The 23,285-nt window shown below is 73.1% G+C and carries 22 protein-coding genes; 5 read left to right on the top strand and 17 right to left on the bottom strand.

Annotated elements, in window-relative coordinates:
- From hpnH to IE096_RS03825, 14 genes are all read right to left on the bottom strand, one after another.
- Complete coding sequence (gene hpnH, locus IE096_RS03760; RefSeq protein ID WP_189448342.1) at positions 1–1,023, bottom strand: adenosyl-hopene transferase HpnH; 1,023 nt, start codon at positions 1,021–1,023, stop codon at positions 1–3.
- A gap of 5 nt (positions 1,024–1,028) precedes the next feature.
- Positions 1,029–1,685: a phosphorylase family protein gene (locus IE096_RS03765; RefSeq protein ID WP_189448344.1), complete on the bottom strand. Its 657-nt coding sequence runs from the start codon at positions 1,683–1,685 to the stop codon at positions 1,029–1,031.
- Positions 1,685–3,703: a squalene--hopene cyclase gene (gene shc / locus IE096_RS03770; protein WP_189448346.1), complete on the bottom strand. Its 2,019-nt coding sequence runs from the start codon at positions 3,701–3,703 to the stop codon at positions 1,685–1,687. Before shc ends, IE096_RS03765 begins: the two co-directional genes overlap by 1 nt.
- 134 nt (positions 3,704–3,837) lie before the next feature.
- A complete protein-coding gene (locus IE096_RS03775) occupies positions 3,838–4,902 on the bottom strand; it encodes a polyprenyl synthetase family protein (RefSeq protein ID WP_373297999.1) in 1,065 nt (354 codons plus the stop codon).
- Between the two features lie 74 nt (positions 4,903–4,976).
- A complete protein-coding gene (hpnE, locus tag IE096_RS03780; RefSeq protein WP_189448349.1) occupies positions 4,977–6,437 on the bottom strand; it encodes a hydroxysqualene dehydroxylase HpnE in 1,461 nt (486 codons plus the stop codon).
- 133 nt (positions 6,438–6,570) lie between these two features.
- The gene (gene hpnD, locus IE096_RS03785) at positions 6,571–7,521 is read right to left on the bottom strand and encodes a presqualene diphosphate synthase HpnD (RefSeq protein ID WP_126916816.1); all 951 of its coding nucleotides are present in this window, start codon (positions 7,519–7,521) and stop codon (positions 6,571–6,573) included.
- The gene (hpnC, locus tag IE096_RS03790; protein WP_189448351.1) at positions 7,518–8,417 is read right to left on the bottom strand and encodes a squalene synthase HpnC; all 900 of its coding nucleotides are present in this window, start codon (positions 8,415–8,417) and stop codon (positions 7,518–7,520) included. Before hpnC ends, hpnD begins: the two co-directional genes overlap by 4 nt.
- 402 nt (positions 8,418–8,819) lie before the next feature.
- A complete protein-coding gene (locus IE096_RS03795; RefSeq protein WP_229819892.1) occupies positions 8,820–9,608 on the bottom strand; it encodes an ABC transporter ATP-binding protein in 789 nt (262 codons plus the stop codon).
- Entirely contained in the window at positions 9,601–10,536 is a 936-nt protein-coding gene (locus IE096_RS03800; RefSeq protein ID WP_189448353.1) for an ABC transporter permease, read from the bottom strand. Before IE096_RS03800 ends, IE096_RS03795 begins: the two co-directional genes overlap by 8 nt.
- A gap of 91 nt (positions 10,537–10,627) precedes the next feature.
- Positions 10,628–11,524 (bottom strand): glycosyltransferase family 2 protein, encoded by an 897-nt coding sequence (locus tag IE096_RS03805; protein WP_189448354.1) that lies wholly within the window; start codon positions 11,522–11,524, stop codon positions 10,628–10,630.
- Complete coding sequence (locus IE096_RS03810; RefSeq protein WP_189448356.1) at positions 11,521–12,300, bottom strand: CDP-alcohol phosphatidyltransferase family protein; 780 nt, start codon at positions 12,298–12,300, stop codon at positions 11,521–11,523. Before IE096_RS03810 ends, IE096_RS03805 begins: the two co-directional genes overlap by 4 nt.
- Positions 12,278–13,339: an iron-containing alcohol dehydrogenase family protein gene (locus tag IE096_RS03815; protein ID WP_189448358.1), complete on the bottom strand. Its 1,062-nt coding sequence runs from the start codon at positions 13,337–13,339 to the stop codon at positions 12,278–12,280. The genes IE096_RS03810 and IE096_RS03815 overlap by 23 nt, the downstream gene beginning before the upstream one ends.
- Entirely contained in the window at positions 13,327–14,079 is a 753-nt protein-coding gene (locus IE096_RS03820) for a phosphocholine cytidylyltransferase family protein (protein ID WP_189448360.1), read from the bottom strand. Before IE096_RS03820 ends, IE096_RS03815 begins: the two co-directional genes overlap by 13 nt.
- Positions 14,076–15,956: a DUF5941 domain-containing protein gene (locus IE096_RS03825; protein WP_444544778.1), complete on the bottom strand. Its 1,881-nt coding sequence runs from the start codon at positions 15,954–15,956 to the stop codon at positions 14,076–14,078. Before IE096_RS03825 ends, IE096_RS03820 begins: the two co-directional genes overlap by 4 nt.
- 360 nt (positions 15,957–16,316) lie before the next feature.
- Between IE096_RS03825 and galE the strand changes: the two genes are divergently transcribed.
- From galE to idi, 3 genes are all read left to right on the top strand, one after another.
- Positions 16,317–17,303, top strand: a complete 987-nt coding sequence (gene galE, locus IE096_RS03830) for a UDP-glucose 4-epimerase GalE (RefSeq protein WP_189448362.1) — start codon at positions 16,317–16,319, stop codon at positions 17,301–17,303.
- Positions 17,304–17,397: 94 nt separating this feature from the next.
- Positions 17,398–18,345 carry a cation diffusion facilitator family transporter gene (locus IE096_RS03835; RefSeq protein ID WP_189448364.1) on the top strand — a complete coding sequence of 316 codons (948 nt, stop codon included), beginning with the start codon at positions 17,398–17,400 and terminating at the stop codon, positions 18,343–18,345.
- Positions 18,346–18,435: 90 nt separating this feature from the next.
- Positions 18,436–19,047: an isopentenyl-diphosphate Delta-isomerase gene (idi, locus tag IE096_RS03840; protein WP_189448366.1), complete on the top strand. Its 612-nt coding sequence runs from the start codon at positions 18,436–18,438 to the stop codon at positions 19,045–19,047.
- Here the strand turns inward: idi and IE096_RS03845 are convergent.
- The gene (locus IE096_RS03845; protein ID WP_189448368.1) at positions 19,022–19,534 is read right to left on the bottom strand and encodes an ATP-binding protein; all 513 of its coding nucleotides are present in this window, start codon (positions 19,532–19,534) and stop codon (positions 19,022–19,024) included. The genes idi and IE096_RS03845 overlap by 26 nt on opposite strands.
- A gap of 191 nt (positions 19,535–19,725) precedes the next feature.
- On the opposite strand from IE096_RS03845, the gene IE096_RS03850 reads away from it, so the two are divergent.
- Positions 19,726–20,478 (top strand): enoyl-CoA hydratase/isomerase family protein, encoded by a 753-nt coding sequence (locus IE096_RS03850; protein WP_189448370.1) that lies wholly within the window; start codon positions 19,726–19,728, stop codon positions 20,476–20,478.
- Between the two features lie 155 nt (positions 20,479–20,633).
- Here IE096_RS03850 and IE096_RS03855 read toward each other — a convergent pair whose 3' ends face one another.
- Positions 20,634–21,263, bottom strand: a complete 630-nt coding sequence (locus tag IE096_RS03855; protein ID WP_189448372.1) for a DJ-1/PfpI family protein — start codon at positions 21,261–21,263, stop codon at positions 20,634–20,636.
- Between the two features lie 45 nt (positions 21,264–21,308).
- A complete protein-coding gene (locus IE096_RS03860; protein ID WP_189448373.1) occupies positions 21,309–22,289 on the bottom strand; it encodes a GlxA family transcriptional regulator in 981 nt (326 codons plus the stop codon).
- 125 nt (positions 22,290–22,414) lie between these two features.
- Between IE096_RS03860 and IE096_RS03865 the strand changes: the two genes are divergently transcribed.
- Positions 22,415–23,281, top strand: a complete 867-nt coding sequence (locus tag IE096_RS03865; protein ID WP_189448375.1) for an SCO6745 family protein — start codon at positions 22,415–22,417, stop codon at positions 23,279–23,281.
- The last annotated feature ends 4 nt before the right edge of the window (positions 23,282–23,285 follow it).

Here is a 23,285-nt window from a genome sequence, read left to right on the forward strand (position 1 = left end):
TCAGCCCCGGTTTCCGGCGACGCTCTCGCGGGCCGCGCGCAGCGACTCCTTGAGCGAGCCCATGGTGGCGAGGACGGCGGTGGGCTCGTAGCCGCAGTGCGCCATGCAGTTGTCGCACCGGGGGTCCTTGCCGCGGCCGTACTTGTCCCAGTCGGTCTCCTCGATCAGCTCCCGGTAGGTGGGCACGTACCCGTCGCTCATCAAGTAGCAGGGGCGCTGCCAGCCGAAGAGCGAGTAGTTGGGGATGGCCCAGGCGGTGCAGGGGAAGTCGACCTTCCCCTCCAGGAAGTCGAGGAAGAGGGGGCTGTGGTTGAGCCGCCAGCGGGAGCGGTTGCCCCCGGCGAACGCCTTCCTGAACAGCTCCCGGGTCTGCTCGACGCCCAGGAAGTGGTCCTGGTCGGGGGCCTTCTCGTAGGCGTAGGCCGGCGAGATCATCATCTCGTCGACGCGCAGCTCGTCATTGAGGAAGTTGAGCACCTCGATGATGGTCTGCGGGGTGTCGGTGTTGAAGAAGGTGGAGTTGGTGGTGACGCGGAAGCCCCGCCGCTTGGCCTCCTTGATCGCCTCCACCGCCTCGTCGAACACCCCCTCCTTGGCCACGGACTCGTCGTGGCGCTCGCGCAGCCCGTCGATGTGCACGGCGAAGGCGAAGTACGGAGAGGGGGTGAACTTCTCCATCTTCTTCCGCATCAGCAGGGCGTTGGTGCACAGGAAGACGTACTTCCGCCTGGCCACCAACTGGCGCACGATCTCATCGATCTGAGGGTGCATCAAGGGTTCGCCGCCGGCGATGGACACCATCGGCGCGCCCGACTCCAGCACCGCGCCGACCGCCTGGGCGACGGGCATCCGCTGTTTGAGCACCCCGGCCGGATGCTGGATCTTCCCGCAGCCCTCGCACTTGAGGTTGCAGGCGTAGAGCGGCTCCAGCTCGACGATCAGCGGGAACTTCTCCCGTCGGCGGAGCTTCTGTTCGAAGAGATAGGTTCCCACCCGGATGGTCTGGCGAAGCGGCATGGCCATCTGGCTCACCTCCTGGGGAGCAGCAAAGAACGGTGCCATTCGAAAAAAGCCGGCAGGACGGTGCGGAGCACGCGGAAAGCCGATATTCCACCCCGCAAGGTCCCGATTCGCACAAGTTCATGTTCGGGAGCGTCCACGACCACTCTTACGGCCGCAACGGGGCGGGCACCGGCCCGCACGGCGCTTCGGAGCGTGGCCGCGGACTCCATGTCCACCGCCAGCGCCCCGGCGGCGTGCAGCGCTCCCCGCTCCGCGCCCCGCACCACGTGGTCGGAGCCGACCAGCGGCCCGGTGTGGATGACGCGCCGGGGCGCCACCCGGGCGAGCTCCTTGGCCAGCAGCTCCACGCCGGCGCACTCCGTGCGGCCCGCCGGGTCGCGGGTCTCGTCGGCGACGACCAGGTCGCCGGGGTGCATCCCCGGCGCGAGTCCGGCGCAGAAGCCGGTGGCGATCACCGCGGTCTCGCCCCCGGGCCCGGGCGGGACGCCGCCGAGGGCCCGGGTCACGGCGCGTTCCGCGGCCTGCGGGCCCATTCCGGTGCGCAGGACGGTCACGGGTCCGGCCGCGCCGCCGAGGCCGCCGCGCAGGGCGAGGCGCTCGATGCCGAGCGCGCAGGCGATCAGCAGCGGTGCGGGGGCGGGGGTACCCGTGCCGGCGGTCATCAGCCCTCCAGCGGCGTCTCGGTGAAGGGTTCGCCGTGCAGATAGCGGCCGAGGGCGGTGAGCGGGAACACCTGGCGGTACAGGTGGTAGTTGATGGAGAAGTCCCAGGGGAAGCCCGTGCCGGTGAAGTACGGCTCGTCCCAGGAGCCGTCCTCCCGCTGGGTGTCGGTCAGCCAGGTCACCCCCCGCTCCACCACCTCGCTCTCCCGCTCCCCCGCCGCCAGCAGCGCCATCAGCGCCCAGGCGGTCTGGGAGGCGGTGGAGGCACCCCGGCCGATCCATTCGGGGTCCCGGTAGGAGCGGAGGTCCTCGCCCCAGCCGCCGTCCGGGTTCTGCACCTCGCGCAGCCAGCCGACGGCCCGGCGGATCGCCGGGTGGGAGACGGGGATGCCGGAGGCCACCAGGGCGGGCACCACGGACCCGGTGCCGTAGACGTAGTTGACGCCCCAGCGGCCGAACCAGGCGCCGCACTCCTCCTGTTCGCCCAGCAGCCATTCGACGCCCCGGCGGGCGCGCGGGTCGTGCTGCTTGCCGAGGACCGCCAGCATCTCCACGACGTGGGCGGTGACATCGGCGGACGGCGGGTCGATGACCTCGCCGAAGTCGCAGAACGGCAGCCGGTTGGGGAACGGGCTGGTGTTGTCGGCGTCGAAGGCGCCCCAGGCGCCGTTCCTCGACCGCATGCCCACCGCCCAGTTGGCGGCCCGCCGGATCGCCTTCTCCATCCGCTCGGGGTCGGGGTGGCGGACCCGTTTGAGGGCGAGCACGACCTCGGCGGTGTCGTCGATGTCGGGGTAGGCGTCGTTCTCGAACTCGAAGGCCCAGCCGCCCGGGGCCAGGTGCGGCCGTTTCACGGTCCAGTCGCCGGGGCGCAGGATCTGCTCGTCCAGCATCCAGTCGGCGGCCTTGACCAGCGCCGGGTGGTCGGGGCGCAGGCCCGCGTCGGCGAGGGCGGTGGTGGCCAGGCAGGTGTCCCAGACCGGGGACTGGCAGGCCTCGATCATCCGGACGGGCGCGCCGTCCTCGTCCTCGTGCCAGACGGCGAAACGGTCCAGCGATTCGAGCCCGGCGCGCAGCACCGGGTGGCGGAGGTCGTAGCCCAGCAGGTGGAGGGCGATGACGGAGTAGACGGCGGGGGGCTGGATGCCGCCCCAGCAGCCGTCGTTCTCCTGGCGCTCGACGATCCAGCGGGCCGCCGAGCGCAGCGCGGCCCTGCGCAGCGGGGCGACGGGGAGGCGGTGGTAGACGTGGAGCGCCTTGTCCAGGCGCTGGAAGACGCCGTCCCAGCTGGTGGCGGGGGCCAGGGGGCGGGGCGGGGCCGGCCGGCGGGGGTCGGTGTGGAGCTCGTCGAGGGCGAAGGGCGCGGGCCGCACGGGCCGCAGGGCGGAGACGACGGTCAGGGGGACGATGGTCTGCCGGGCCCACTGGCCGAAGTCGTAGAGGTTGAGGGGCACCCACTTCGGCAGGTACATGATCTCGGGTGGGAGCTCGGGGAGGTCCTCCCACCGCCACCAGCCGAAGAGGGCCAGCCAGATCCGGGTGAAGACGCGGGTGGCGGCGACGCCGCCCTGTTCGCGGACCCAGGCGGAGGCGGCGGCCATGTGGGGGGCGTCGGGGGCGTCCCCGGCGAGGCGGAGGGCGGTGTAGGCCTCGACGGTGGCGGAGAGCTCGGCGGGGCCGCCGTGGAAGGTGGCCCAGGTGCCGTCGGGGCGCTGCCGGGAGCGGATGAAGCGGGCCGCGGCGGCCGTGGTCCGCTCGTCGTCGACGCCCAGGAACCGGCGCAACAGCAGGTCCTCGGCGTCCATGGTGACGTTGGTCTCCAGGTCGCCCTTCCACCAGCCGGCCGCGTCCTGGCGGGCCAGCAGGTGTTCCGTGGCGAGGGTGACGGCCCGCGCCGCGGCTTCACGCGTCTTCGGCGCTCCGGGGGCCGCCGTGGCGGGCGCCGGAACGGTGGTGCTGTGGCCGGCCTCGGCCTCGGGGAGCGGTGACTCCCCGGTGCCGTCGGTCGTCGCTGTCATGGTTTCCCCTAATGCAGTGAGTTCCTTCTCTGCCGTACTGCTGTGACTGCCGTACTTCGGGGGGTTCCGTCAGCCGGTGCCGCACACACGAGGCACCGGCCGGCGACCGCGGGACTACTTCGCGCCGATAGCGATCAACTCTTCCGCACGACGACGAAATCGGCGAGCCCGACGAGCTGGGCGCGGACCTCCGCGGGCATGTCCACGCCATCGAGGGCCTCGATGGCGGTGGCGTGCTGGCGGCGGGCCTCCTGCTCGGTCCACTCGCGGCCGCCCGCCTCCTCGATCAGCGCCGCGCGGGAGGCGAACTCCTCCTCGTCGAAGTCGGCGAGCTGCGCGTCGGTGAGCCCCGCGTCGGCGGCGAGGATCCCGGCGAGCCGCTCGGAGGCGGGACCGCCGGCCGCGAGGGCGGCGACCACGGGCAGGGACTTCTTGCGCTGCCGCAGGTCGCTCCAGGTCTGCTTGCCCGTGGTCTCCGGGTCGCCCCAGATGCCCAGCAGGTCGTCGACGGCCTGGAAGGCGAGGCCGAGGTGGTAGCCGTAGGCCTCCAGGGTGTCGGCCGTACGGTCGTCGGCGCCGCCGAGGACCGCGCCGATGGACACCGCGCAGGCCAGCAGCGCGCCGGTCTTGTTGCCCTCCATCTCCAGGCACTCCGCGACGGTGACGCGCTCGCGGTGCTCGTAGGAGATGTCCTGGGCCTGCCCGTCGATGAGCTTGCGGGTGGCGGTGGTGAGCCGGCGGGTGGCCCGGCCGGCCTCCACCGTGCCGAGCTCCAGCAGGACCTCGTTGGCGAGCGCGAAGAGCGCGTCGCCGGCGAGGATCGCCTGGGCCGGGCCGTACGCCTTCCAGACGGTGTCGCGGTGGCGGCGCTGCTCGTCGCCGTCCATCAGGTCGTCGTGCAGCAACGAGAAGTTGTGGACGAGCTCCACGGCGACCGCGCCGGGGATGCCGGTCTCGGCGGGGGCACCGGCGGCCTCGGCCGACAGCAGGGCGAGGGCGGGCCGCACGGCCTTGCCCGGGTCGCCGTGGGCGGGCTTGCCGTCGATGTCGATCCAGCCGAAGTGATAGGCGGCCACGGTGTCCATGGGTGCCGCGAGCCTGTCCACGGCGGCACGCAGCACCGGCGTGGCAAGCGTCCGTCCGCGCTCCAGCAGGGCGCGCACGCCCGCGGTGTCGACAGCTGGGATCGCCGATGTCACGGTCTCTCCTCTGGTGGTGGTCGTGCTCATGCGCGTCCCGCTCGCGGGTACGCGCGCTGTGAGGGCTCGCTGGTTCATACCGCCGCCTCCCGCAGGGGGCTCCGGTGGGGCAGGCCGAGCCCGGAGAGGGCCGCGCCGGCGGCGGCGAGGCCGCTGCGCACCGCGCTCTCCATGGTCGCGGGCCAGCCGGTGGCGGTCCACGCACCGGCCAGGTAGAGGCCGGGCGCGTTCGTGGGGGCGTCGGGCCGGAGCCGGCCGACGCCCGGGGTGGGGGCGAACGTCGCCGTCCGCTCGCGGGTGACGAAGAAGTCCGTCACCCGTGCCGTCCGGGCGGCCGGCAGCAGCCGGGCCAGCTCGGGGAGGTAGCGCTCGCGCAGCTCGGCGACCGGCCGGTCGATGTCGTCCTGCGCGGCGGACTGGGACACGGCCAGGTACTGCGCGGCCTGGTCCCGGGCGGCGAGCCCGGAGGAGTCGGTGCGGTCGAAGACCCACTGCACCGGGCTGCCGAGCGCGGTGAAGAAGGGCTGCCGCAGGACCTTGCGGTCGTAGACGACGTGGAGGTTGAGGATCGGCGCGGTGTCGATGGCCAGCAGCCGGTCGGGTTCGTCGAGGGCGCCCTCGGGCAGCAGCGCGTGGGCCTCGCGCTGGGGCACGGCCAGGACGACCGTGTCGGCCTCCAGCCGCTCGCCCTTGCCCGGCCCGGCCTCGACGTCGACCTGCCAGCCGCCGCCGGCCGGGCGGGCGATCCGGGTGGCGCGGGTGCGCAGCGCGACGCGGACGCCGGCGGCGTCCAGCGCGGCGCGGGCCATCGTGTCGTGGAGCTCGCCCAGCGGCACCCGGGCCCAGCCGATGTCGGCGGCGCCGGGCTCGGAGAGCAGGCCGGTCTTGAAGACCATGGCGGCCAGGGCCAGCGAGGAGTGCTCGGCGGTGGCGTTGAGGGTGGCCACGCCCACCAGGTCCCACAGGGCCTCGACCGTCCGGGGCGACTGGCCGCGGCGGCGCAGCCAGGTGCCGAAGTCGGTGCCGTCCAGGGCGGGGTCGGCCAGGTCGAGGGCGCGCAGCGCCAGCGCGGCCCTCCCGACCGAGGCGCGCTCGGCGAGCGAGAGGTGGGGGTAGGTGGCGAGGCTGGCGGCCAGATGGAGGGGGACGGGCAGGGCGGCGCGGCGCAGCCGGCCGAGGCGGGGCCTGCCGGAGGGGTGGCCGACGTCCAGGACGGGCACGTCGAGCCGGTCCTGGACGGGGGCCAGGTGGGCGCCGCCGATCCGGTCGAGGAACCACCGGTAGGCGGTGCAGCAGCGCAGGTAGACGTGCTGGCCGTTGTCGACGGTCAGCTCGCCGCGGCGGAAGGAGAAGGCGAGCCCGCCCAGGCGGGGCCGGCCCTCCAGCAGGGTGACGCGAAGGCCCGCGGCGGCGAGTTCCAGGGCCGCCGTGACGCCCGCGAGTCCGCCCCCGATCACTACCGCGGCCGCCCCGTCGGGGCGGCCTGCTTGGTCCGTGCGGAGCCGGTCGGGCCGGGTTGTCGTTCGTTCTGTCATGCGCCCATCCCCTCGGCTGCTGTCAGGGACGCGTCCGCCGGGCGGAGGGTTGCGCACCGTTTTCCGGTGCGAAGGCGGACCGCCGCACCGGGCGTCCGGCCGGCGCGGGTCGTCGTGGCGCGGGCGCGGGTCATCAAACGCGCCCCCTGGCGGTCTGCCGGTGGACGCTGCGCGCGTCGTACCCGGAGAGTCCGCGGACGGCGACGAGGGCCTTCTCGTGGCCCGGCAGGGAGACGCGGCCGCGCAGCACCGCCGTGGGCTCCTCGGCGATGCGTTCCAGCAGCCGGCGGTAGATGCCGGACATGGCCGCGACGCAGGCGCCGCTGCGCCGGTCGAGCATGGGGAGCAGCTTCATGCCCTCGGCGAACAGCGCGCGGGCGCGCCGGACCTCGAAGTGGACCAGGCCGGTGAAGTCCGCGCCGGCCGGGGGCAGGGCGGAGTGGAATCCGGCCGAGCAGCCGAACTTGGCGAGGTCTTCGGAGGGCAGGTAGGTGCGGCCGTTGGCCGCGTCCTCGCGGACGTCGCGGAGGATGTTGGTGAGCTGGAGCGCCAGGCCCAGCGTGTCGGCGTACTCCGGGGCGCGTGCGGCGTCCCGTGCGCCGGGCACGGTGCCGAAGATGCCCAGGGAGAGCCGTCCGATGGCGCCGGCGACGCAGCGGCAGTAGTGGGCGAGCTCGTCCCAGGTCTCGTAGGTCTCGCCGCGGACGTCCATCTGGACGCCGTCGATGAGCTCGTCGAGGCCGCCGATGGGGATGGGGAAGCGGCGCACGGCATGGGCGAGCGCGACGGCCACCGGGTCGGTGTCGTCCTCGTCGATGTCGCCGGCGCGGATCCGGTCGAGCGTGGTGCGGGCGTCCTCCAGCCGGAGCCGCTTGGACTCGGGGTCCAGGGTGCCGTCACCGATGTCGTCTATGCGCCGGGAGAAGGCGTACAGCGCCGACATGGCCCGCCGTTTGGCGGTGGGCAGCAGTCTGATCCCATAGCTGAAATTGCCGGCCTGCTGTCCGGTGACGGCTTCGCAGTAGCTGTACGCGGCGAGTACCGGCGGCGACGTCTGTGGCGTTCCAGTCACGTCCCGGCTCACCCCTCTCTTCGCAGTGTCGCCCCCACCTCGCGCAGCAGGCTGAGCTTGGTGGGCTTGGGCGGTCCGGGGAGAACGTCGTGCCCCGCGGCGGTGACCGCGGCGAGTGCGGCCCTCCCTCCGCCCACGAATCCCGCGAGCAACAGCTTCAGCCTGCCGTGGACGCTACCCACCAGGGGGGTGCCTTCATTCAGCAGGCGCCGGGCGCGTTCCGCCTCGTACGCGACCAGGGCGCGCACCGACGCGCCAGCGGTCGGGAGGGCGAGGTCGGCCTCCGTGACGCGGAAGCGCGCCATGTCCTCGGCGGGCAGGTAGACGCGGTCGCGCCGGAGGTCCTCGGCGACGTCCTGTAGGTGTTCGACGATCTGCAGGGCGGTGCAGACCGCGTCCGAGCGGCGGACCCGCTCGGGGCTGGTGGTGCCGGTGATGCCCAGGACGAGGCGGCCGACGGGATTGGCGGACAGCTCGCAGTAGGCGAGCAGGTCGGCGTAGGTCCCGTAGCGGCGGACGCGCTGGTCCTGGCGGTTGGCCTCGATCAGGCCCAGGAAGGGCTCGGGGGTCAGACCGCACCGGCGGACGGTCGGACGCAGGCGGAGCAGCAGCGGGTGGCGCGGGCCCGTGCCGGTGGTGTCGAAGACGCGCCGGAGGTCGGCCTCGAAGGCGTCCAGCATGGCGAGGCGGTCGTCGGTCTGCTCGCGGTCCAGGCCGAGAAGCTCGGCGTCGCGGCCGCCGGGGGCCAGGTCGCCGTCGCCGATGTCGTCGACGAGGCGGGCGTAGCCGTAGACCGCCATGAGATCGGCACGCCAGGAGCGCGGCACGAAGAAGGGCGCCACGGGGAAGTTCTCGTGCGCGGCCTTGTCGAGCACGGCGCGCGCGTGCGCGTCCGTCCCCGCGGTCATCGCGGGCTGCCCGGACCGGGGACGGCGTACGCGTCTCTGATCTGGAGAGTTCCCGTAACCATTGCCGTCACATCTCCCGTTCTACACTGCCGACCCAGAACATCCTATTTCGGACACGCCGCAGGGCGGGCCGTGCCCCTGGCCTCCCTCCGGGCCGCTTCCTCGCGACCCCGGCGGCGGGACCGTCCGCGTGTATCGCCACGCCCGGGCCAAAACAGCCGCAAAAGAGCAGGCTACAGCGTACGCCGCACAGGTGTCCGACGCTCGCCGGGGTATGTGCTTGATCCATACAATGCCACGCGAGCACCCAATCAGCCCTGACAATAAGCCAGTTGATCGTCACGGAACGGTCAAGGCCCCCGCCGCGACAGCGCGGCGGGGGCCTCGCACATCACATCCGCGTCAGCGGGCCGTTTCCTTCTCGTAGGCCCGGACGACCTCGTCCGTGGGGCCGTCCATCAGCAGTTCCCCGCGCTCCAGCCACAGCACCCGGTCGCACGTGTCCCGGATGGACTTGTTGTTGTGGCTGACCAGGAACACCGTGCCGGCCTCCTTGCGGAGCTCGCGGATGCGCTCCTCGGAGCGCTTCTGGAAGGCCCGGTCGCCCGTGGCCAGCGCCTCGTCGATCATCAGCACGTCGTGGTCCTTGGCGGCCGCGATGGAGAACCGCAGCCGCGCCGCCATGCCGGACGAGTAGGTGCGCATCGGCAGGGTGATGAAGTCGCCCTTCTCGTTGATCCCCGAGAAGTCGACGATGTCCTGGTAGCGCTCGCGGATCTGCTCCCGGGACATGCCCATCGCCAGCCCGCCGAGCATCACGTTCTTCTCGCCGGTGAGGTCGTTCATCAGGGCGGCGTTGACGCCCAGCAGCGAGGGCTGGCCGTCGGTGTAGACCTTGCCGCGCTCGGTGGGCAGCAGCCCGGCGATCGCCTTGAGCAGGGTCGACTTGCCCGAGCCGTTGGAGCCGATCAGGCCGATGGCCTGGCCCCGGTAGGCGGTGAAGCTCACACCCTTGACCGCGTGCACCTCCCGCGCCCCGGCGCTCGGCTGCCGGCGGACGATCCGGTTCAGGGCGGCCGTGGCACTGCCCCGGCCGGTGTTGCCGCCGTAGACGCGGTAGACGATGTGGACGTCCTCCGCGATCACGGTGGGGACGCGCTCGGCGCCCTGGGGAATGATCTGCTCAGCCACGGCCGTACTTCTCCTCAGCCTTCCAGAAGTAGACGAAGCCGCCGACGCCGATCACCACGGCCCAGCCGACCGCCAGCAGCCATACATGCGGCGGCAGGTGCTTCGCCCCGTAGTCGTCGATCAGCGCGTAGCGCATCAGGTCGATGTAGACGGCCGCCGGGTTGGCACCCAGCAGATCGATCACCCACTGGGACGCGTGGGTCCGCTTGAGGTTGTCGACCAGGCTGTACATCACGCCCGAGGCGTACATCCAGGTGCGCAGCAGGAACGGCAGCAGCTGGGCCAGGTCGGGGGTCTTGCTGCCCGCGCGGGCCAGGATCAGCGCCAGTCCGGTGTTGAAGAGGAACTGCAGCGCCAGCACCGGGACGATCATCAGCCAGGCCATCGACGGCATGTGCCCGCAGGCGACCAGGACGAGGGCCAGCACGACCATCGAGTACAGCAGCTGCTGGAGCTGCTGGAGCGCGAAGGAGATCGGCAGGGCCGCCCGGGGGAAGTGGAGGGCCCGGACCAGGCCCAGGTTGCCCGCGATCGCCCGGACACCCGCCATCGCCGAGCTCTGGGTGAAGGTGAAGACGAACACACCCGTCACCAGGAACGGGATGTACGTGTTCGTCGGCAGGCTCCGCTTCTGGTCCATCATCACGCCGAAGATGAAGTAGTACACGACGGCGTTCAGCAGCGGCGTGGCCACCTGCCAGACCTGGCCCAGCTTGGCCTGGCTGTACTGAGCGGTCAGCTTCGCCCGGGAGAAGGCGACGATGAAGTGGCGCCGCTCCCACAGCTGCCGCGCGTACTCGGCCAGGGACGGCCGGGCGCCGCTCACCGCGAGGCCGTACTTGCGGGCCAGCTCGGCGGCGGGCAGCCCGTCGTCGGGTGACGACGGCACAGTCAGGGCGACCGCACTGTCGTGCGTTGTCTCGCTCACAGTTGACACTTTCGTCCTCAAGGCGCGCTCCCGGGGCCCGGCCCCGGTGCGCGCCCGATGCTCTTCGACACGACTCTCGGATACGAGCTTGTCAGATCACGGGGGGACGACCCAGTCGGGTCAGGCGCCACACGGTACGCCACTTCATCGGGCGCCGTGGCCCGCACGGGGTCGTCCAGCCCTCCCGGAAGCCGCCCAGCCACGCGCGCAGCGCGGGCAGGGAGGGCCGCCGGGCCAGGGTCAGCAGCAGCCAGACCCCGACGTAGACGGGGACCAGCGGCGCGGGCAGATTGCGGCGGGCCAGCCAGACCCGGTTGCGGGCCACCATCCTGTGATAAACGGCATGGCGGCTCGGGGCGGTCGTCGGGTGGTGGAGGACCATGTCCGACCGGTAGTCGATCATCCAGCCCGCGTCCAGGGCCCGCCAGGCCAGGTCGGTCTCCTCGTGGGCGTAGAAGAACTCGTCCGGCAGCCCGCCGACGTCGGCGAAGACCCGGGTGCGCGCCGCGTTGGCGCCGCCCAGGAAGGTCGTCACGCGCGAGGAGCGCATCGGGTCGGACGCCCGCAGCCGGGGCACGTGGCGGCGCTGGGTGACACCGGTGTCCGGATCCGCGATCCGGAAGCTGATGATGCCCAGCTCCGGGTCGGCGGCGAACGCCTCCCGGCACAGCTGGGCCGTGTCCTGGTTCGGCAGGTGCCCGTCGTCGTCCAGGAAGAGCAGGATGTCGACGTCCCGCCCGGCGGGGCCGAAGGCCTCGATGCCGACATTGCGGCCGGCCGGGATGCCCACGTTCTCGGGCAGCTCGACGGTGCGCACGGCCAGGCCCGGCACGGACAGCTCGGGCAGCGGGGAGCCGTTGCCGACGACGACGACCTCGATGGGGTCGCCGGTCTGCTTGGCGACGGACTCCAGCAGGGCGCGCAGTTCGTCGGGGCGGTTGCCCATGGTCAGGACGACCGCGCCGACCTTCATGCTCGTATCGCTCATTTCAGCCTGCTCGACGCCAGGATGGACACCAGGTGCAACACCGTCTGCAGCAGCGCGATGCCCGCGAGGACGGCGGTGCCCAGACGGGTGAAGAACAGGTCGCCGTGGGCCGCGTCCGCGATCGCGAGGACGAGGATCAGCAGGGACGCCTCGATGCCGAGGATCAGCCGGTGGAACTTCAGGGCGGCGGCGGCCTTGCGGGCCAGCGCCACCTTGGAGGAGCGCGGCTCGGCCGCGGACTCCTTGACCGGCGGCAGCCCGGCCTGGTGGCGGGCGACGCCGACGAGGTCCGTCTCGGCCTTGATCAGCACGGCGCCGAGCGCGGCGAGGGTGCCGAGGAAGGCCCACAGCCAGTCGATCCGGCCGCTCCCCCACAGGTCGGCGGCGCGCAGGCCCAGGCCGACCAGGACCGCGGCGTCGCACAGATAGGCGCCGACCCGGTCCAGGTACACCCCGGAGTTCGAGTACTGCTTCTTCCAGCGGGCGATCTCGCCGTCGACGCAGTCCAGCAGCAGGTAGAGCTGCACCATGACGACACCGAGGACGGCGCCCCAGATCCCCGGCACCAGCAGCGCCGGGGCCGCGAGGACGCCCGCCACGGTCATCAGGTAGGTGAGCTGGTTGGGCGTGACCCTGGTGTTCACCAGATGGCGGTCGACCCGCAGCGAGATCTCCCGCATGTACAGGCGGCCCATCCAGTGCTCGCCACTGCGCCGGTCCTTCACCCCCGCGGGGTGGACGACCGGGCGGAGTTCAGCGACTGATGGTTTGTGCATAGTCGGCGTACGCGTCCCTGATCTGATCGGTGGAGAGGTCGAGGTGCTCCAGGATGGTGTACCTCCCGGGGCGGGTCTGCGGCGCGTACGCGACGACCGAGACGAACTCGTCGTCGGTGAAGCCGATGTCGCCCGGCAGCACGGGCAGACCGTGGCGGCGCAGCACCTCGACCATGAGCGCGGATTCCTGGTGGGCACCGCGCAGGTGCATCGCGAAGGCTGCCCCGAGGCCGCACTGCTCGCCGTGGCTGGCGGCGCGCCTGGGGAAGAGGAGGTCGAAGGCGTGGTTGATCTCGTGGCAGGCCCCGGAGGCCGGCCGGCTGTCGCCCGCGACGGACATCGAGATGCCGGTGAGCACCAGGCCCTCGGCCAGCACCTGGAGGAAGGCGTCGTCGCCGACGCCGCCGGGGTGGCGCAGCACGGCCTCGCCGGCCTGCCGGGCCATGGCGGCGGCCAGCCCGTCGATGTCCTCGCCGCGCTCGCGGTGGGCGAGCTCCCAGTCGGCGACGGCGGAGATGTTGGAGATCGCGTCGCCGATCCCGGAGCGGACGTAGCGCGAGGGGGCCTCGCGGATGATGTCCAGGTCGATGACGACGGCGATCGGGTTGGGCACGCCGTAGGAGCCGCGGCCCGCGTCGTTGTCGAGGGTGGCGACCGGCGAGCAGAGCCCGTCGTGCGAGAGGTTGGTGGCCACGGCGACCAGCGGAAGCCCTATGCGGGCGGCCGCGTACTTGGCGCAGTCGATGATCTTCCCGCCGCCGAGGCCCACGACCGCGTCGTAGCGCCCCTTCTTCATGCGGTCGCCGAGCCGGACGGCGTCGTCGAGGGTGCCGCCGCCCACCTCGTACCAGGAGGCGCCGGGCAGCGCCGGGGCGAGCCGCTCGCGCAGCTGCGCCCCGGAGCCGCCGCTGATGGCGACGGCCAGCTTGCCGGAGCTGGAGATCCGCTGGTCGTGGAGGAGCCCGGCCAGGTTGTCCAGCGCTCCGGCGCGGATGTCGACGACGACCGGCGAGGGGATGAGCCTCGTCAGTACTGGCACGCGATCTCCCGGCCCTTGGCGAGGTCGTCGTGGTTGTCGATCTCGACCCACTTCACTTCGCCGATGGGGGCCGTGTCGATGGTGAAGCCGCGGTGGACGAGCTCCTGGTAGCCGTCCTCGTAGTACAGGTCGGGGTCGCGCTCGAAGGTGGCCTTCAGGGCGTCGGCCAGCTCGGCGGCGGCATCGGCCTCGATGAGGGTGACGCCGATGTACTCGCCGGTGGCGTCGGCGGGCTCCATCAGCTTGGTGATCTTCTGGACGCCCTTGCCGGGCTCCACGACGACCTTCATCTCCTCGTCGGCGAGGTTCTTCACCGTGTCCAGGGCGAGGATGATCCGCTTGCCGTCGCCGCGCGCGGCGAGCAGGGTCTTCTCGACGGAGACGGGGTGGACGGTGTCGCCGTTGGCGAGGATCACACCGCGGCCGAGCACGTCACGGGCGCACCACAGGGAGTAGGCGTTGTTCCACTCCTCGGCCTTGTCGTTGTCGATCAGGGTGAGGGTGAGGCCGTACTTGGCCTCCAGGGCCTCCTTGCGCGCGTACACGGCCTCCTTGCGGTAGCCGACGACGATCGCGACCTCGGTCAGGCCGACCTCGGCGAAGTTGCCGAGGGTCAGGTCGAGAACGGTGAGCGACTCCTCATCCCCTGCGGGGCCCACCGGCACCAGCGCCTTGGGCAGCGTGTCGGTGTAGGGGCGCAGACGCCGTCCGGCGCCGGCGGCCAGCACGAGGCCGATCATGCGGGTTCTCCTGTTTCGTCGTGGACTGCGGGCGCCCCGGAGGACACCCAGAACCGGATGCTCTCGCTGAGCACCACGAGCGCGATGGCGGCCGCCAGGACCGTCAGCGCGATGGTGAAGCCTCGGCCGTGCCACAGGGAGGCGGCGGCGGTGACCGCCAGCACGCGTCCCTCGTGCCCGCCGATGGCCCGTACGAGCCAGTGCGGGGGCGCGCCGGTGCCGCCGCGGATGCGGTACACCGTGTCGTAGTGATGGTAGGCGACCGCGGCGACCAGCCCGAATGCCGCGGGCAGGGCGCCGGGGGCGTCCGAGCGGGCGGCGAGCAGCAGGACGATCCCGTACTCGGTGGCCCGGAAGACGGCGGGGAGCAGCCAGTCGAGCGGCCCCTTGAGGGCGTGCGCCACGGCGACGCCCGCGAGCAGCGCGTACACCGCGGCCGGGGCCAGGCCCTGCCAGGTGCCCAGGGTGCCGGCGGCCAGCGGCCAGACGAACAGGGCCACGGCGGCGAGCAGCGCCCAGTAGGGGGCGCTGTACGAGCCGCCGGGCACGAGCCGGCCGACGACGCGGCTCGCGGCCTCGGCCACGGGGCCGGAGTCGGTGAGGTCGGCCAGCGCCCGGGCGGCGCGGTCGGTCCGCTCGGCCTTGCGGGTGAGCGAGCGCAGCACCCGGCCGGCGGTGGTGTAGCAGGCGGCGAAGGCGCAGCCGATCAGCAGCACGACGAAGGTCACCCGGGGGGTGGTGAGCGCCGTGAGCAGCGCTATCAGCGCCCAGCGCTCGCCGATGGGCAGGATGATCATGCGCCGGGCCCAGACGGTCCAGCCGACGCTGTCGAGCCTGCCGGAGAGGGCGGCGGTGGGGCTGGTGTTGGCGGTGGCGTCGTGGTTGGCCTCGTTGAAGGCGAAGTCGACGACGTGCCGGCAGGTCTGGAGGACCATGGCGCCGAGCGCGAGGGCCCAGACGTCGTCGCCGCCGCGGGCGGCGCCGAGCGCCAGGCCGGCGTAGTAGGCGTACTCCTTGGCCCGGTCGAAGGTCGCGTCGAGCCAGGCGCCGAGCGTCGAGTACTGCAGCGAGTAGCGGGCGAGCTGGCCGTCGGTGCAGTCCAGCACGAACGAGGCGATCAGCAGCACGCCGGCCGCGACGAACCCGGTCCGGGTGCCGGTGGCCGCGCAGCCGGCCGCGATCAGCGCGGTCAGCAGGGAGGCGGTCGTCACCTGATTGGGGGTGAGGCCGCGGCGGGCGCACCAGCGGGCGATGTACCGGGAGTACGGGCTGACGCAGAAGGTCGTGAAGAAGCCGTCGCGTGACTTCACGGCGGCGCGCAGCCGCACGGCCTCGTCGTCGACGGCGGCGGTCTCGGCGAGCGTCTTGGCGCGCGTCTCCTCGTCCCCGGGCACGGCGGCGACGAGCACACCCAGCTCGGGCCGGTGCACGGGGACGCCGGCGGCTTCCAGCCGGGCGGCGAGGACGTCGGGGAGCGGCTCACCCATGGCCGGGGCCTCGCCCGGCTCGACGGGCTTCACGCCGGGCTCGGTGCCCGGGCGGCCGGCGTCCGGGACGGCCGTGTCGGCGCCCTCGGCCGATGCCGGCGTGACGGGCCTCACGCCGGGCTCGGCGGCGGGGGTGGTCGGGGTGGCCCCGGCCGGTGTCGGGCCGGTGGCGGTCTGCTCGGTGAGCGCCAGCGCCAGCGCCTGGCGGGCCTCCGCCTGGACGGCCAGGGCTCCGGGGACGGCGCCCGCCGGGAAGCGGGGGTCGGTCAGGGCCAGGCGCAGGGCGTGGACGTGTCCCGTGAAGCGGGGGTCGACGACGGCGACCCGCTCGGCGGCCGGGACCGCGGCGAGCTCCCCGGCCGCGCCCGCGGCACCGGTCGCGGTGCGCACGTCGAAGCCGAGCGCCCGCAGGTCGTCCTCGAGCGAGGAGCCGGCGGGCGGCGGACCGGTGAGGATGGCGGTCGACAGACGAACTCACTCCTTGCGGCTGGCGTGGCCGCCATGCGGCCGCGGGACGCGGCGGGCGGCTGGCGTACCGCGCCGGGCCCCGGTCTGCGGGGCGGCGCACGGCACACGACGGCAGAGGCTATCGGATCACCGGAAGGCCGAGTTCACCGCACGTGCACCCGGGCGTTCCCGGCCCGGGCGACCGCCCGGGAACCGGCCCCTACAGGGACGTCCCGGACGTCCGGGCGGTTCCCACGGACGGACGAAACGTTTCCCGTCGGATGGCTGGAATAGGGTGCCGTCATGACGTGGCTGATCACAGGCGGAGCTGGGTACATCGGGGCGCATGTGGCGCGGGCGATGACGGAGGCCGGGGAGCGGGTGGCCGTCCTGGACGACCTGTCCTCGGGCGTGAGCGGCCGGCTGCCGGAGTCGGTCCCGCTGGTGCGGGGCTCGGTGCTGGACCGAGAGCTGCTCGACCGCACGCTCACCGGTCTCGGTGTGACGGGAGTGGTGCACCTGGCGGCGAAGAAGCAGGTCGGGGAGTCGGTCGAGAAGCCCCTGCTGTACTACCGGGAGAACGTCCACGGGCTGACCGTGCTGCTGGAGGCCGTGGTCGCGGCCGGGATCCGCAGCTTCGTCTTCTCGTCCTCGGCGGCCGTCTACGGCATGCCCGACGTGGACCTGGTCACCGAGCGGACGCCCTGTCTGCCGATCAACCCGTACGGCGAGACCAAGCTCGCCGGGGAGTGGCTCGTCCGGGCGACGGGCGCCGCGCACGGCATCGCCACGGCGTGCCTGCGCTACTTCAACGTGGCGGGCGCGGCCCGCCCGGAGCTGGCCGACACCGGCGTCTTCAACATCATCCCGATGATGTTCGACCGCGTTACCCGGGGCGAGCGGCCGCTGATCTTCGGCGACGACTACGCCACCCCCGACGGCACCTGCGTCCGTGACTACATCCACATCGAGGACCTGGCGACCGCCCACCTCGCCGCCGCCCGCCGGCTGGCCGAGCGGCCGGGCGCGGGCGACCTGACGCTGAACGTCGGCACCGGGTTCGGGGTGTCCGTGCGGGAGATGGCCGACCTGATCGGCGAGATCACCGGGCGCCCGGAGCTGACGCCCGAGACGGCGCCGCGCCGTCCGGGTGATCCGGCGCGTGTCGTGGCCTCCAACGAGCTGATCGCGAAGGAGCTGGGCTGGAGCGCCCGCCACGGCCTCCGCGACATGGTCGCCTCCGCCTGGGAGGGCTGGTGCCTCCACCACCCCGAGGCGCGCCGCGCCTGATCCCCGCGATCCCGCCCCCGCCCGTAGTTGACTGGGCCCGGCCGGCGGGTGCGCGCCGGCCGGGCGGCGGCGACGGCTTCGGAAGGCGGCGGGCATGGGAGCGGGTCACCACCACGGCCACTCGCACGGGGGACGCCCGCCCGGTGCGACCGGCACGGCCGCGGCCGCCCACAAGGGGCGGCTGCGGATCGCGCTGGGCATCACCCTGACCGTCCTGCTGGCCTACGCGGCGGGCAGCGCGCTGACCGGTTCGCTCGCGCTGTTCGCCGAGGCGGGCCACATGGCCACGGACGCGGTCGGGGTCTTCATGGCCCTCCTGGCGATCCGTTTCGCCGCCCGCCCGGCCTCCGGCAGACGCACCTGGGGCTACGCCCGGGCCGAGATCCTCGCCGCCCTGCTGAACTGCGTGCTGCTGCTCGGCGTCGGCGGCTACGTCCTGATCGAGGCCGTCGAGCGGCTGGCGGAGCCCGCGCCGGTGCCGGGCGCGCGGACGGTCGTCTTCGGCCTGGTCGGTGTGGTCGCCAACGGCGTCTCGCTGGCCCTGCTGATCCGGGGCAGCAAGGAGAGCCTGAACGTGCGGGGCGCGTTCCTGGAGGTCCTCTCGGACGCGCTGGGCTCGCTGGCCGTGGTGGTCTCCGCGCTGGTGATCATGGCGACGGGCTGGACCCGGGCGGACCCGGTCGCCTCGCTGCTGATCGGCCTGATGATCGTGCCGCGCACGGTGAAGCTGCTGCGCGAGGCGCTGGACGTGCTGCTGGAGGCGGCGCCGAGGAACGTCGACATGGACGAGGTCCGGGCGCACATCCTGGCCCTGCCCGGCGTGCGGGGCCTCCACGACCTCCACATGTGGACGATCACATCGGGGATGCCTGTGCTGTCGGCGCACGTGGTGGTGGACCCCGGCGCGCTGGACTCGGCGGGGCAGGAGAAGATGTTGCACGACCTTCAAGACTGCCTCGGCGAACACTTCGCCGTGGAGCACTGCACCTTTCAGCTGGAGCCCGGCGGGCACGCCGAGCACGAGGCCGGCCTCTGCCACTGATGCCACCGGGCCCCGATGAATCGTCCGCCGTGGTCGTGGGCATTCCGTACGGCAGACTTGAAGGTGGAAGACCGACAATGAGGATGGTCAATGCCGATCACATCTGCCAAGGGCCGCTCCGCCGACTCGGACCGGCGCCCCGAGGCCGCCGACGCCGCCGAACCGATCATGCTGGAGCTGGTCGACGAGGACGGCAGAACCATCGGCACCGCCGAGAAGGTCTCCGCCCACATCGCCCCCGGCAGGCTCCACCGGGCCTTCTCGGTCTTTCTCTTCGACGACGCGGGCCGGCTGCTGCTCCAGCGCCGGGCGCTGGAGAAATACCACTCCCCCGGCGTGTGGTCGAACACCTGCTGCGGCCACCCCTACCCGGCCGAGCCGCCCTTCGTCGCCGCCGCCCGCCGCACCGGTGAGGAGCTCGGCCTGGCGCCCGCGCTGATGCGCGAGGCCGGGACCGTCCGCTACAACCACCCGGACCCGGCCTCGGGCCTGGTCGAGCAGGAGTACAACCACCTGTTCGTGGGTACCGTCACGGCCCTGCCGGACCCGGACCCGACGGAGATCGCGGAGACCGCGTTCGTCACCCCCGCCGAGCTCGACGCGCTGCGCGAGAAGTACCCCTTCTCGGCGTGGTTCATGACCGTGCTGGACGCCGCCCGCCCGGCGATCCGCGAGGTCACCGGGGACGCCGCGGGCTGGTAGGCCGGGAGCGCAGCGGCAGGGCGGCCCAGACCACCTTGCCGCCGCCGGCGGTGTGCTCGACGTCGTAGCAGCCGCCGGCCTCCTCCACCGTCGCCTGCACCAGCAGCAGGCCCCGGCCGCCGGTGCGCGGCTCGTCCTCCGGGCACGCCTCCATGGGCGCGGGGCGGTACGGGTGGTTGTCCTCGACGGCCACCCGGACCCACTCCGGGCCCACGGAGACCTCCACGGCCACCTCCGGGGAGAGCAGCGCCGCGTGCCGCACGGCGTTGGTGACCAGCTCGGAGACGATGAGCAGCAGCCCGTACAGCTGGTCCTCGCGCAGCGGCACCGCGCGGCGCCGGATCAGCTCGCGGACGGCGCTCCGGGCCGCGGGGACGGACCGGTCGAGCGCGGGAGCCGTCCAGCGCCAGCTCCCGTCGTACTCGGCGGGCTTGCGGGGCACGGCCGCCCGCCCCGGCCCGGGCAGGCGTCCCCCGCACATCTCCATCTCCGTAACCCACCCCTCGCCGTGGCCCGACCACCTGTGCCGAGTGTTGGGAACCTTGGCGTCCGCTCCGGTGAGCTGACCAGAAGTCATCGCTATCGACGGATTCCGGCGGGGTTCGACCGATCCCGCACGCGGCTGTCGCCCCGCAGACTGTTTGATCATGACTTCCTGGTCCCGGTTAGCATCCGCCCATGGAGCCCGCACTGCAGCTTGTGATCGACGGACCCGTCGCCACCGTCCGGATCGTCAACCCCGCCAAACGGAACGCCATGACCACCGGGATGTGGAAGGACCTGCCCGGGCTCCTCGCGCGCTGCGCCGCCGACCCGGCGGTCCGGGTGCTGGTGCTGACCGGCGAGGGCGGGACGTTCTGCGCGGGCGCGGACATCGCCACGCTGGCCGCCGACGGCGGCGTGGGCTCGCGGGATCTGGCGGTGGCGGCGGAGGAGGCGCTGGCGGCGTTCCCCAAGCCGACGATCGCGGCCGTGCGCGGCCACTGCGTCGGCGGCGGCTGCCAGCTCGCGGTCGCCTGCGACCTGCGCTTCGCTGCGGAAGGGGCGTCCTTCGGGGTCACCCCTGCGCGGCTGGGCATCGTCTACCCGGCGTCCACCACGCGGCGGCTGGTGGAGCTGGTGGGCCCGGCGACCGCCAAGTACTTGTTGTTCTCCGCCGAGCTGATCGACACCGAGCGGGCCCTGCGCACCGGGCTGGTGGACGAGGTGTGGCCGGCGGACGCGCTCGACGGCAGGGTGGCGGAGTTCGCGGCGACGCTGGCGGCGCGTTCGCAGCTGACGCAGGCGGCGGCCAAGGAGTTCGCCTCGTCCCCGGTCACGGCGGACCGCGTGGCCCACTGGGCCGCGCGGGAACGCGGCAGCGGCGACACCGCCGAGGGTGTCGCCGCGTTCCTGGAACGGCGGGCGCCGCTCTTCGACTGGACGGTCTGAGCACCCCGCTCTGGGTGCCCCCATAGGGGCGCGGGGAACTGCGCGATCAGCCACGGACGGCCCGCAGCGGCCCGACTGCCCTCGCACCGTATCCAACAGCAGGCCGGTGGGGGCTTGTCGCGCAGTTCCCCGCGCCCCTTACGGGGCCTGTCGGCCTAGCGCGGGACGTACGCCGCGCGCCACTCCGCGACGATGTCGGCGGGGGCCTTCTCCGGCGAGCCCGCGTCGTACGGCGGCTGCGGGTCGTACTCGATCATCAGCTGGACGGTCTGGGCCGTCCGGTCGCCCGCGATCCGGCCGAGGAGGGCGAGGCCCATGTCGATGCCCGAGGAGACCCCGGCGGCGGTGACGTACTTGCCGTCGAAGACGACCCGCTGTCCCGTCGGCTCGGCGCCCAGGGAGCGCAGCTGCTCCAGGTGGAGCCAGTGCGAGGTGGCCGGGCGGCCCGTCAGCAGCCCGGCGGAGGCCAGGATCACGGAGCCGGTGCACACCGACGTCGTCCAGGTCGTGTGGCGGTCCACGGCCGTCAGCCAGTCCCGCACGGGGCCGGGATCGAGCGGCAGGAACCGGTCCGGACCGCCGGGGACGACGACGATGTCGGGGCGGGGCACGTCCGCGAGGGAGCGCTCGGCGACGAGCGTGAGGTTGCCGCTCTCGTTGGGCACCGGGCCGGGCCGCTCGGCCACGAAGACGGTCTCCGCGCCCGGGAGGCGGCTGAGGGTGTCGTACGGGCCCACGGCGTCAAGTGCGGTGAAACCGGGATAAAGCAGGATGGCGATCTGCATGGCAAAGCCTTCTCTCATGCTTGAAGGAAAATTGAAAGGAAGCGGTCAGACCGCAATCGGCTGAACCGCCGTCATGGGCCGGAAGCGCCGCCGGTATTCGGCCGGAGCCGCGCCCAGGGCCCGGACGAAGGCCCGCCGCATCGCCTCGGGCGTGCCGTAGCCACAGGCGCGGGAGACCTCCTCCACGCCCTGCCCGGTGTCCTCCAGCAGCCGCCGCGCGGCCTCCAGGCGCACCAGGTCGACATAGCGCCCCGGTGTCATCCCCACCTCGTCCCGGAAGGCCCGGGCGAAGTGCCGGGGCGACAGGCCCGCGCGGTCCGCGAGCGCGTCCACCGACAGGTCGGCGCGGAGGTGCTCGACGATCCAGTGCTGGATGTCGCGCAGCGTCGGGCGCCCGGCCGTCTGGGCGGCGAGCGGGACGCTGAACTGCCGCTGGTTGCCGGGCCGCCGGAGGAAGACGACCAGGTGGCGGGCGATGGTGAGGGCCACCTGCCGGCCGTGGTCCTCCTCGACGACGGCGAGCGCCAGATCGATGCCCGCCGTCACGCCGGCCGACGTGGCGACGCGGCCGTCGCGCACGAAGATGGGCTCGGGGTCCAGCAGCACGTCCGGGAAGCGCTCGGTGAACCGGTCGCAGTACGCCCAGTGGGTGGTGGCGCGCCGGCCGTCGAGCAGCCCGGCGGCGGCGACCAGGAACGCGCCGGTGCAGACGGAGAGCAGCCGCCCGGCCCGGGGGCCGTTGACGCGCAGCCAGGACACGATCCGGGGATCGGGCTCCAGGGCGCCCTCCCCGCCGGGGACGACGAGCAGGTCGGGCACGGCGCAGTCGGCGAGGGCCGCGTCGGGGGCGAGCCGCAGCCCGCTCGTGCTGCGGACCGGCGCGCCGTCGATCGTCGCGGTGCGCACCTCGTAGCCGCCCTCCGCGCCGCGCTCGGGCCGCACTCCGGCGAACACCTCGTGGGGGCCGGTGACATCGAGGGGCTGGATCCCCTCGAAGAGGACGATCAGCACCGTGCGGGTTCTCATGGCCTCCATGCTGGCCGTCCTCCCGTCATGGCCGCAATGACGGGTTCCCCACCTTTCCTGCCATCGGTGGCGGCTGTGACCTTCATCCTTTCCTTCCGTACCAACCAGTACGTACGGTACGGGACATGACTTCTCTGCCCGCCGGCGCCGCCCGCCGCTGCCACGCGTTCCTCAACCCCTACCACTCGGCCCAGTACTTCTCCCCGGAGATCCAGCGGGAGGTGGGCGCCCTCGGCATCGGCGGCACCGAGAGCTTCGGCGCCGTCTATCTGGCGGGACGCGCCGCCGCCTTCGGCCGGGTCGGGCCGGGCGTGGTGACGGCCTCGTTCTTCAGCTTCAGCCACGAGCTGATCTCCCGGCACCTCCCCGCCGTCTGGGACATCGCCTCCCCCGAGGACGTCCTGGCCGCGCGGCTGCGCGCCGCCGACGCCCTGCTGCGGCGGCTGCTCGGCGAGGAGACCGTGGCCTCCGCCGAGATGGCCGAGGCCGCCGAGCTCGCGCTGCGGGCCACCGAGGCCTGCGACCGGTCCATGCGCACCCTGTACGCGGCCCACGCCGACCTGCCCGTGCCGGACGCCCCGCACCTGGCGCTGTGGCACGCCACCACGCTGCTGCGCGAGTACCGCGGCGACGGCCACCTGATGGTCCTCGTCCAGGCCGGCATCGACCCGATCGAGGCGGTCCTGACCCACTCCGCCACCGGCAAGGGCATGTCCCACAAGTGGCTGCTGCGCACGCGCGGCTGGAGCGAGGACGACCTGGCCGCCGGCCGGGAGCGGCTGCTGGACCGCGGGCTGCTGAACACGGACGGCACGCTGACGCGGGCCGGCGTCGACCTGCGCGAGGAGCTGGAGGACGCGACGGACCGCCTGGACCGCGCCCCCTACGAGCACCTGGGCGCCGCCGGTGTCGCGCGGCTGACCGAGCTGGCCCAGCGCTACACCACGACCCTGGTGGAGGGCGGCGCCTTCCCGTCCGACCTGCGGGGATAACCGG

The organism is Streptomyces abikoensis (assembly GCF_014648775.1).
Taxonomy (GTDB): Bacteria; Actinomycetota; Actinomycetes; order Streptomycetales; family Streptomycetaceae; genus Streptomyces; species Streptomyces abikoensis.

What these genes read in the sequence shown, in the direction of transcription:
- galE (WP_189448362.1), top strand. Translation starts at nt 16,317, where the DNA reads ATGACGTGGCTGATCACAGGCGGAGCTGGGTACATCGGGGCGCATGTG.
- IE096_RS03810 (WP_189448356.1), bottom strand. Translation starts at nt 12,300, where the DNA reads ATGCACAAACCATCAGTCGCTGAACTCCGCCCGGTCGTCCACCCCGCG.
- shc (WP_189448346.1), bottom strand. Translation starts at nt 3,703, where the DNA reads ATGACAGCGACGACCGACGGCACCGGGGAGTCACCGCTCCCCGAGGCC.
- idi (WP_189448366.1), top strand. Translation starts at nt 18,436, where the DNA reads ATGCCGATCACATCTGCCAAGGGCCGCTCCGCCGACTCGGACCGGCGC.
- IE096_RS03850 (WP_189448370.1), top strand. Translation starts at nt 19,726, where the DNA reads ATGGAGCCCGCACTGCAGCTTGTGATCGACGGACCCGTCGCCACCGTC.
- IE096_RS03855 (WP_189448372.1), bottom strand. Translation starts at nt 21,263, where the DNA reads ATGCAGATCGCCATCCTGCTTTATCCCGGTTTCACCGCACTTGACGCC.
- hpnH (WP_189448342.1), bottom strand. Translation starts at nt 1,023, where the DNA reads ATGGCCATGCCGCTTCGCCAGACCATCCGGGTGGGAACCTATCTCTTC.
- hpnC (WP_189448351.1), bottom strand. Translation starts at nt 8,417, where the DNA reads ATGACCGCGGGGACGGACGCGCACGCGCGCGCCGTGCTCGACAAGGCC.
- hpnE (WP_189448349.1), bottom strand. Translation starts at nt 6,437, where the DNA reads ATGACAGAACGAACGACAACCCGGCCCGACCGGCTCCGCACGGACCAA.
- IE096_RS03860 (WP_189448373.1), bottom strand. Translation starts at nt 22,289, where the DNA reads ATGAGAACCCGCACGGTGCTGATCGTCCTCTTCGAGGGGATCCAGCCC.
- IE096_RS03865 (WP_189448375.1), top strand. Translation starts at nt 22,415, where the DNA reads ATGACTTCTCTGCCCGCCGGCGCCGCCCGCCGCTGCCACGCGTTCCTC.
- IE096_RS03805 (WP_189448354.1), bottom strand. Translation starts at nt 11,524, where the DNA reads ATGAGCGATACGAGCATGAAGGTCGGCGCGGTCGTCCTGACCATGGGC.
- IE096_RS03835 (WP_189448364.1), top strand. Translation starts at nt 17,398, where the DNA reads ATGGGAGCGGGTCACCACCACGGCCACTCGCACGGGGGACGCCCGCCC.
- IE096_RS03820 (WP_189448360.1), bottom strand. Translation starts at nt 14,079, where the DNA reads ATGATCGGCCTCGTGCTGGCCGCCGGCGCCGGACGGCGTCTGCGCCCC.
- IE096_RS03765 (WP_189448344.1), bottom strand. Translation starts at nt 1,685, where the DNA reads ATGACCGCCGGCACGGGTACCCCCGCCCCCGCACCGCTGCTGATCGCC.
- IE096_RS03845 (WP_189448368.1), bottom strand. Translation starts at nt 19,534, where the DNA reads ATGGAGATGTGCGGGGGACGCCTGCCCGGGCCGGGGCGGGCGGCCGTG.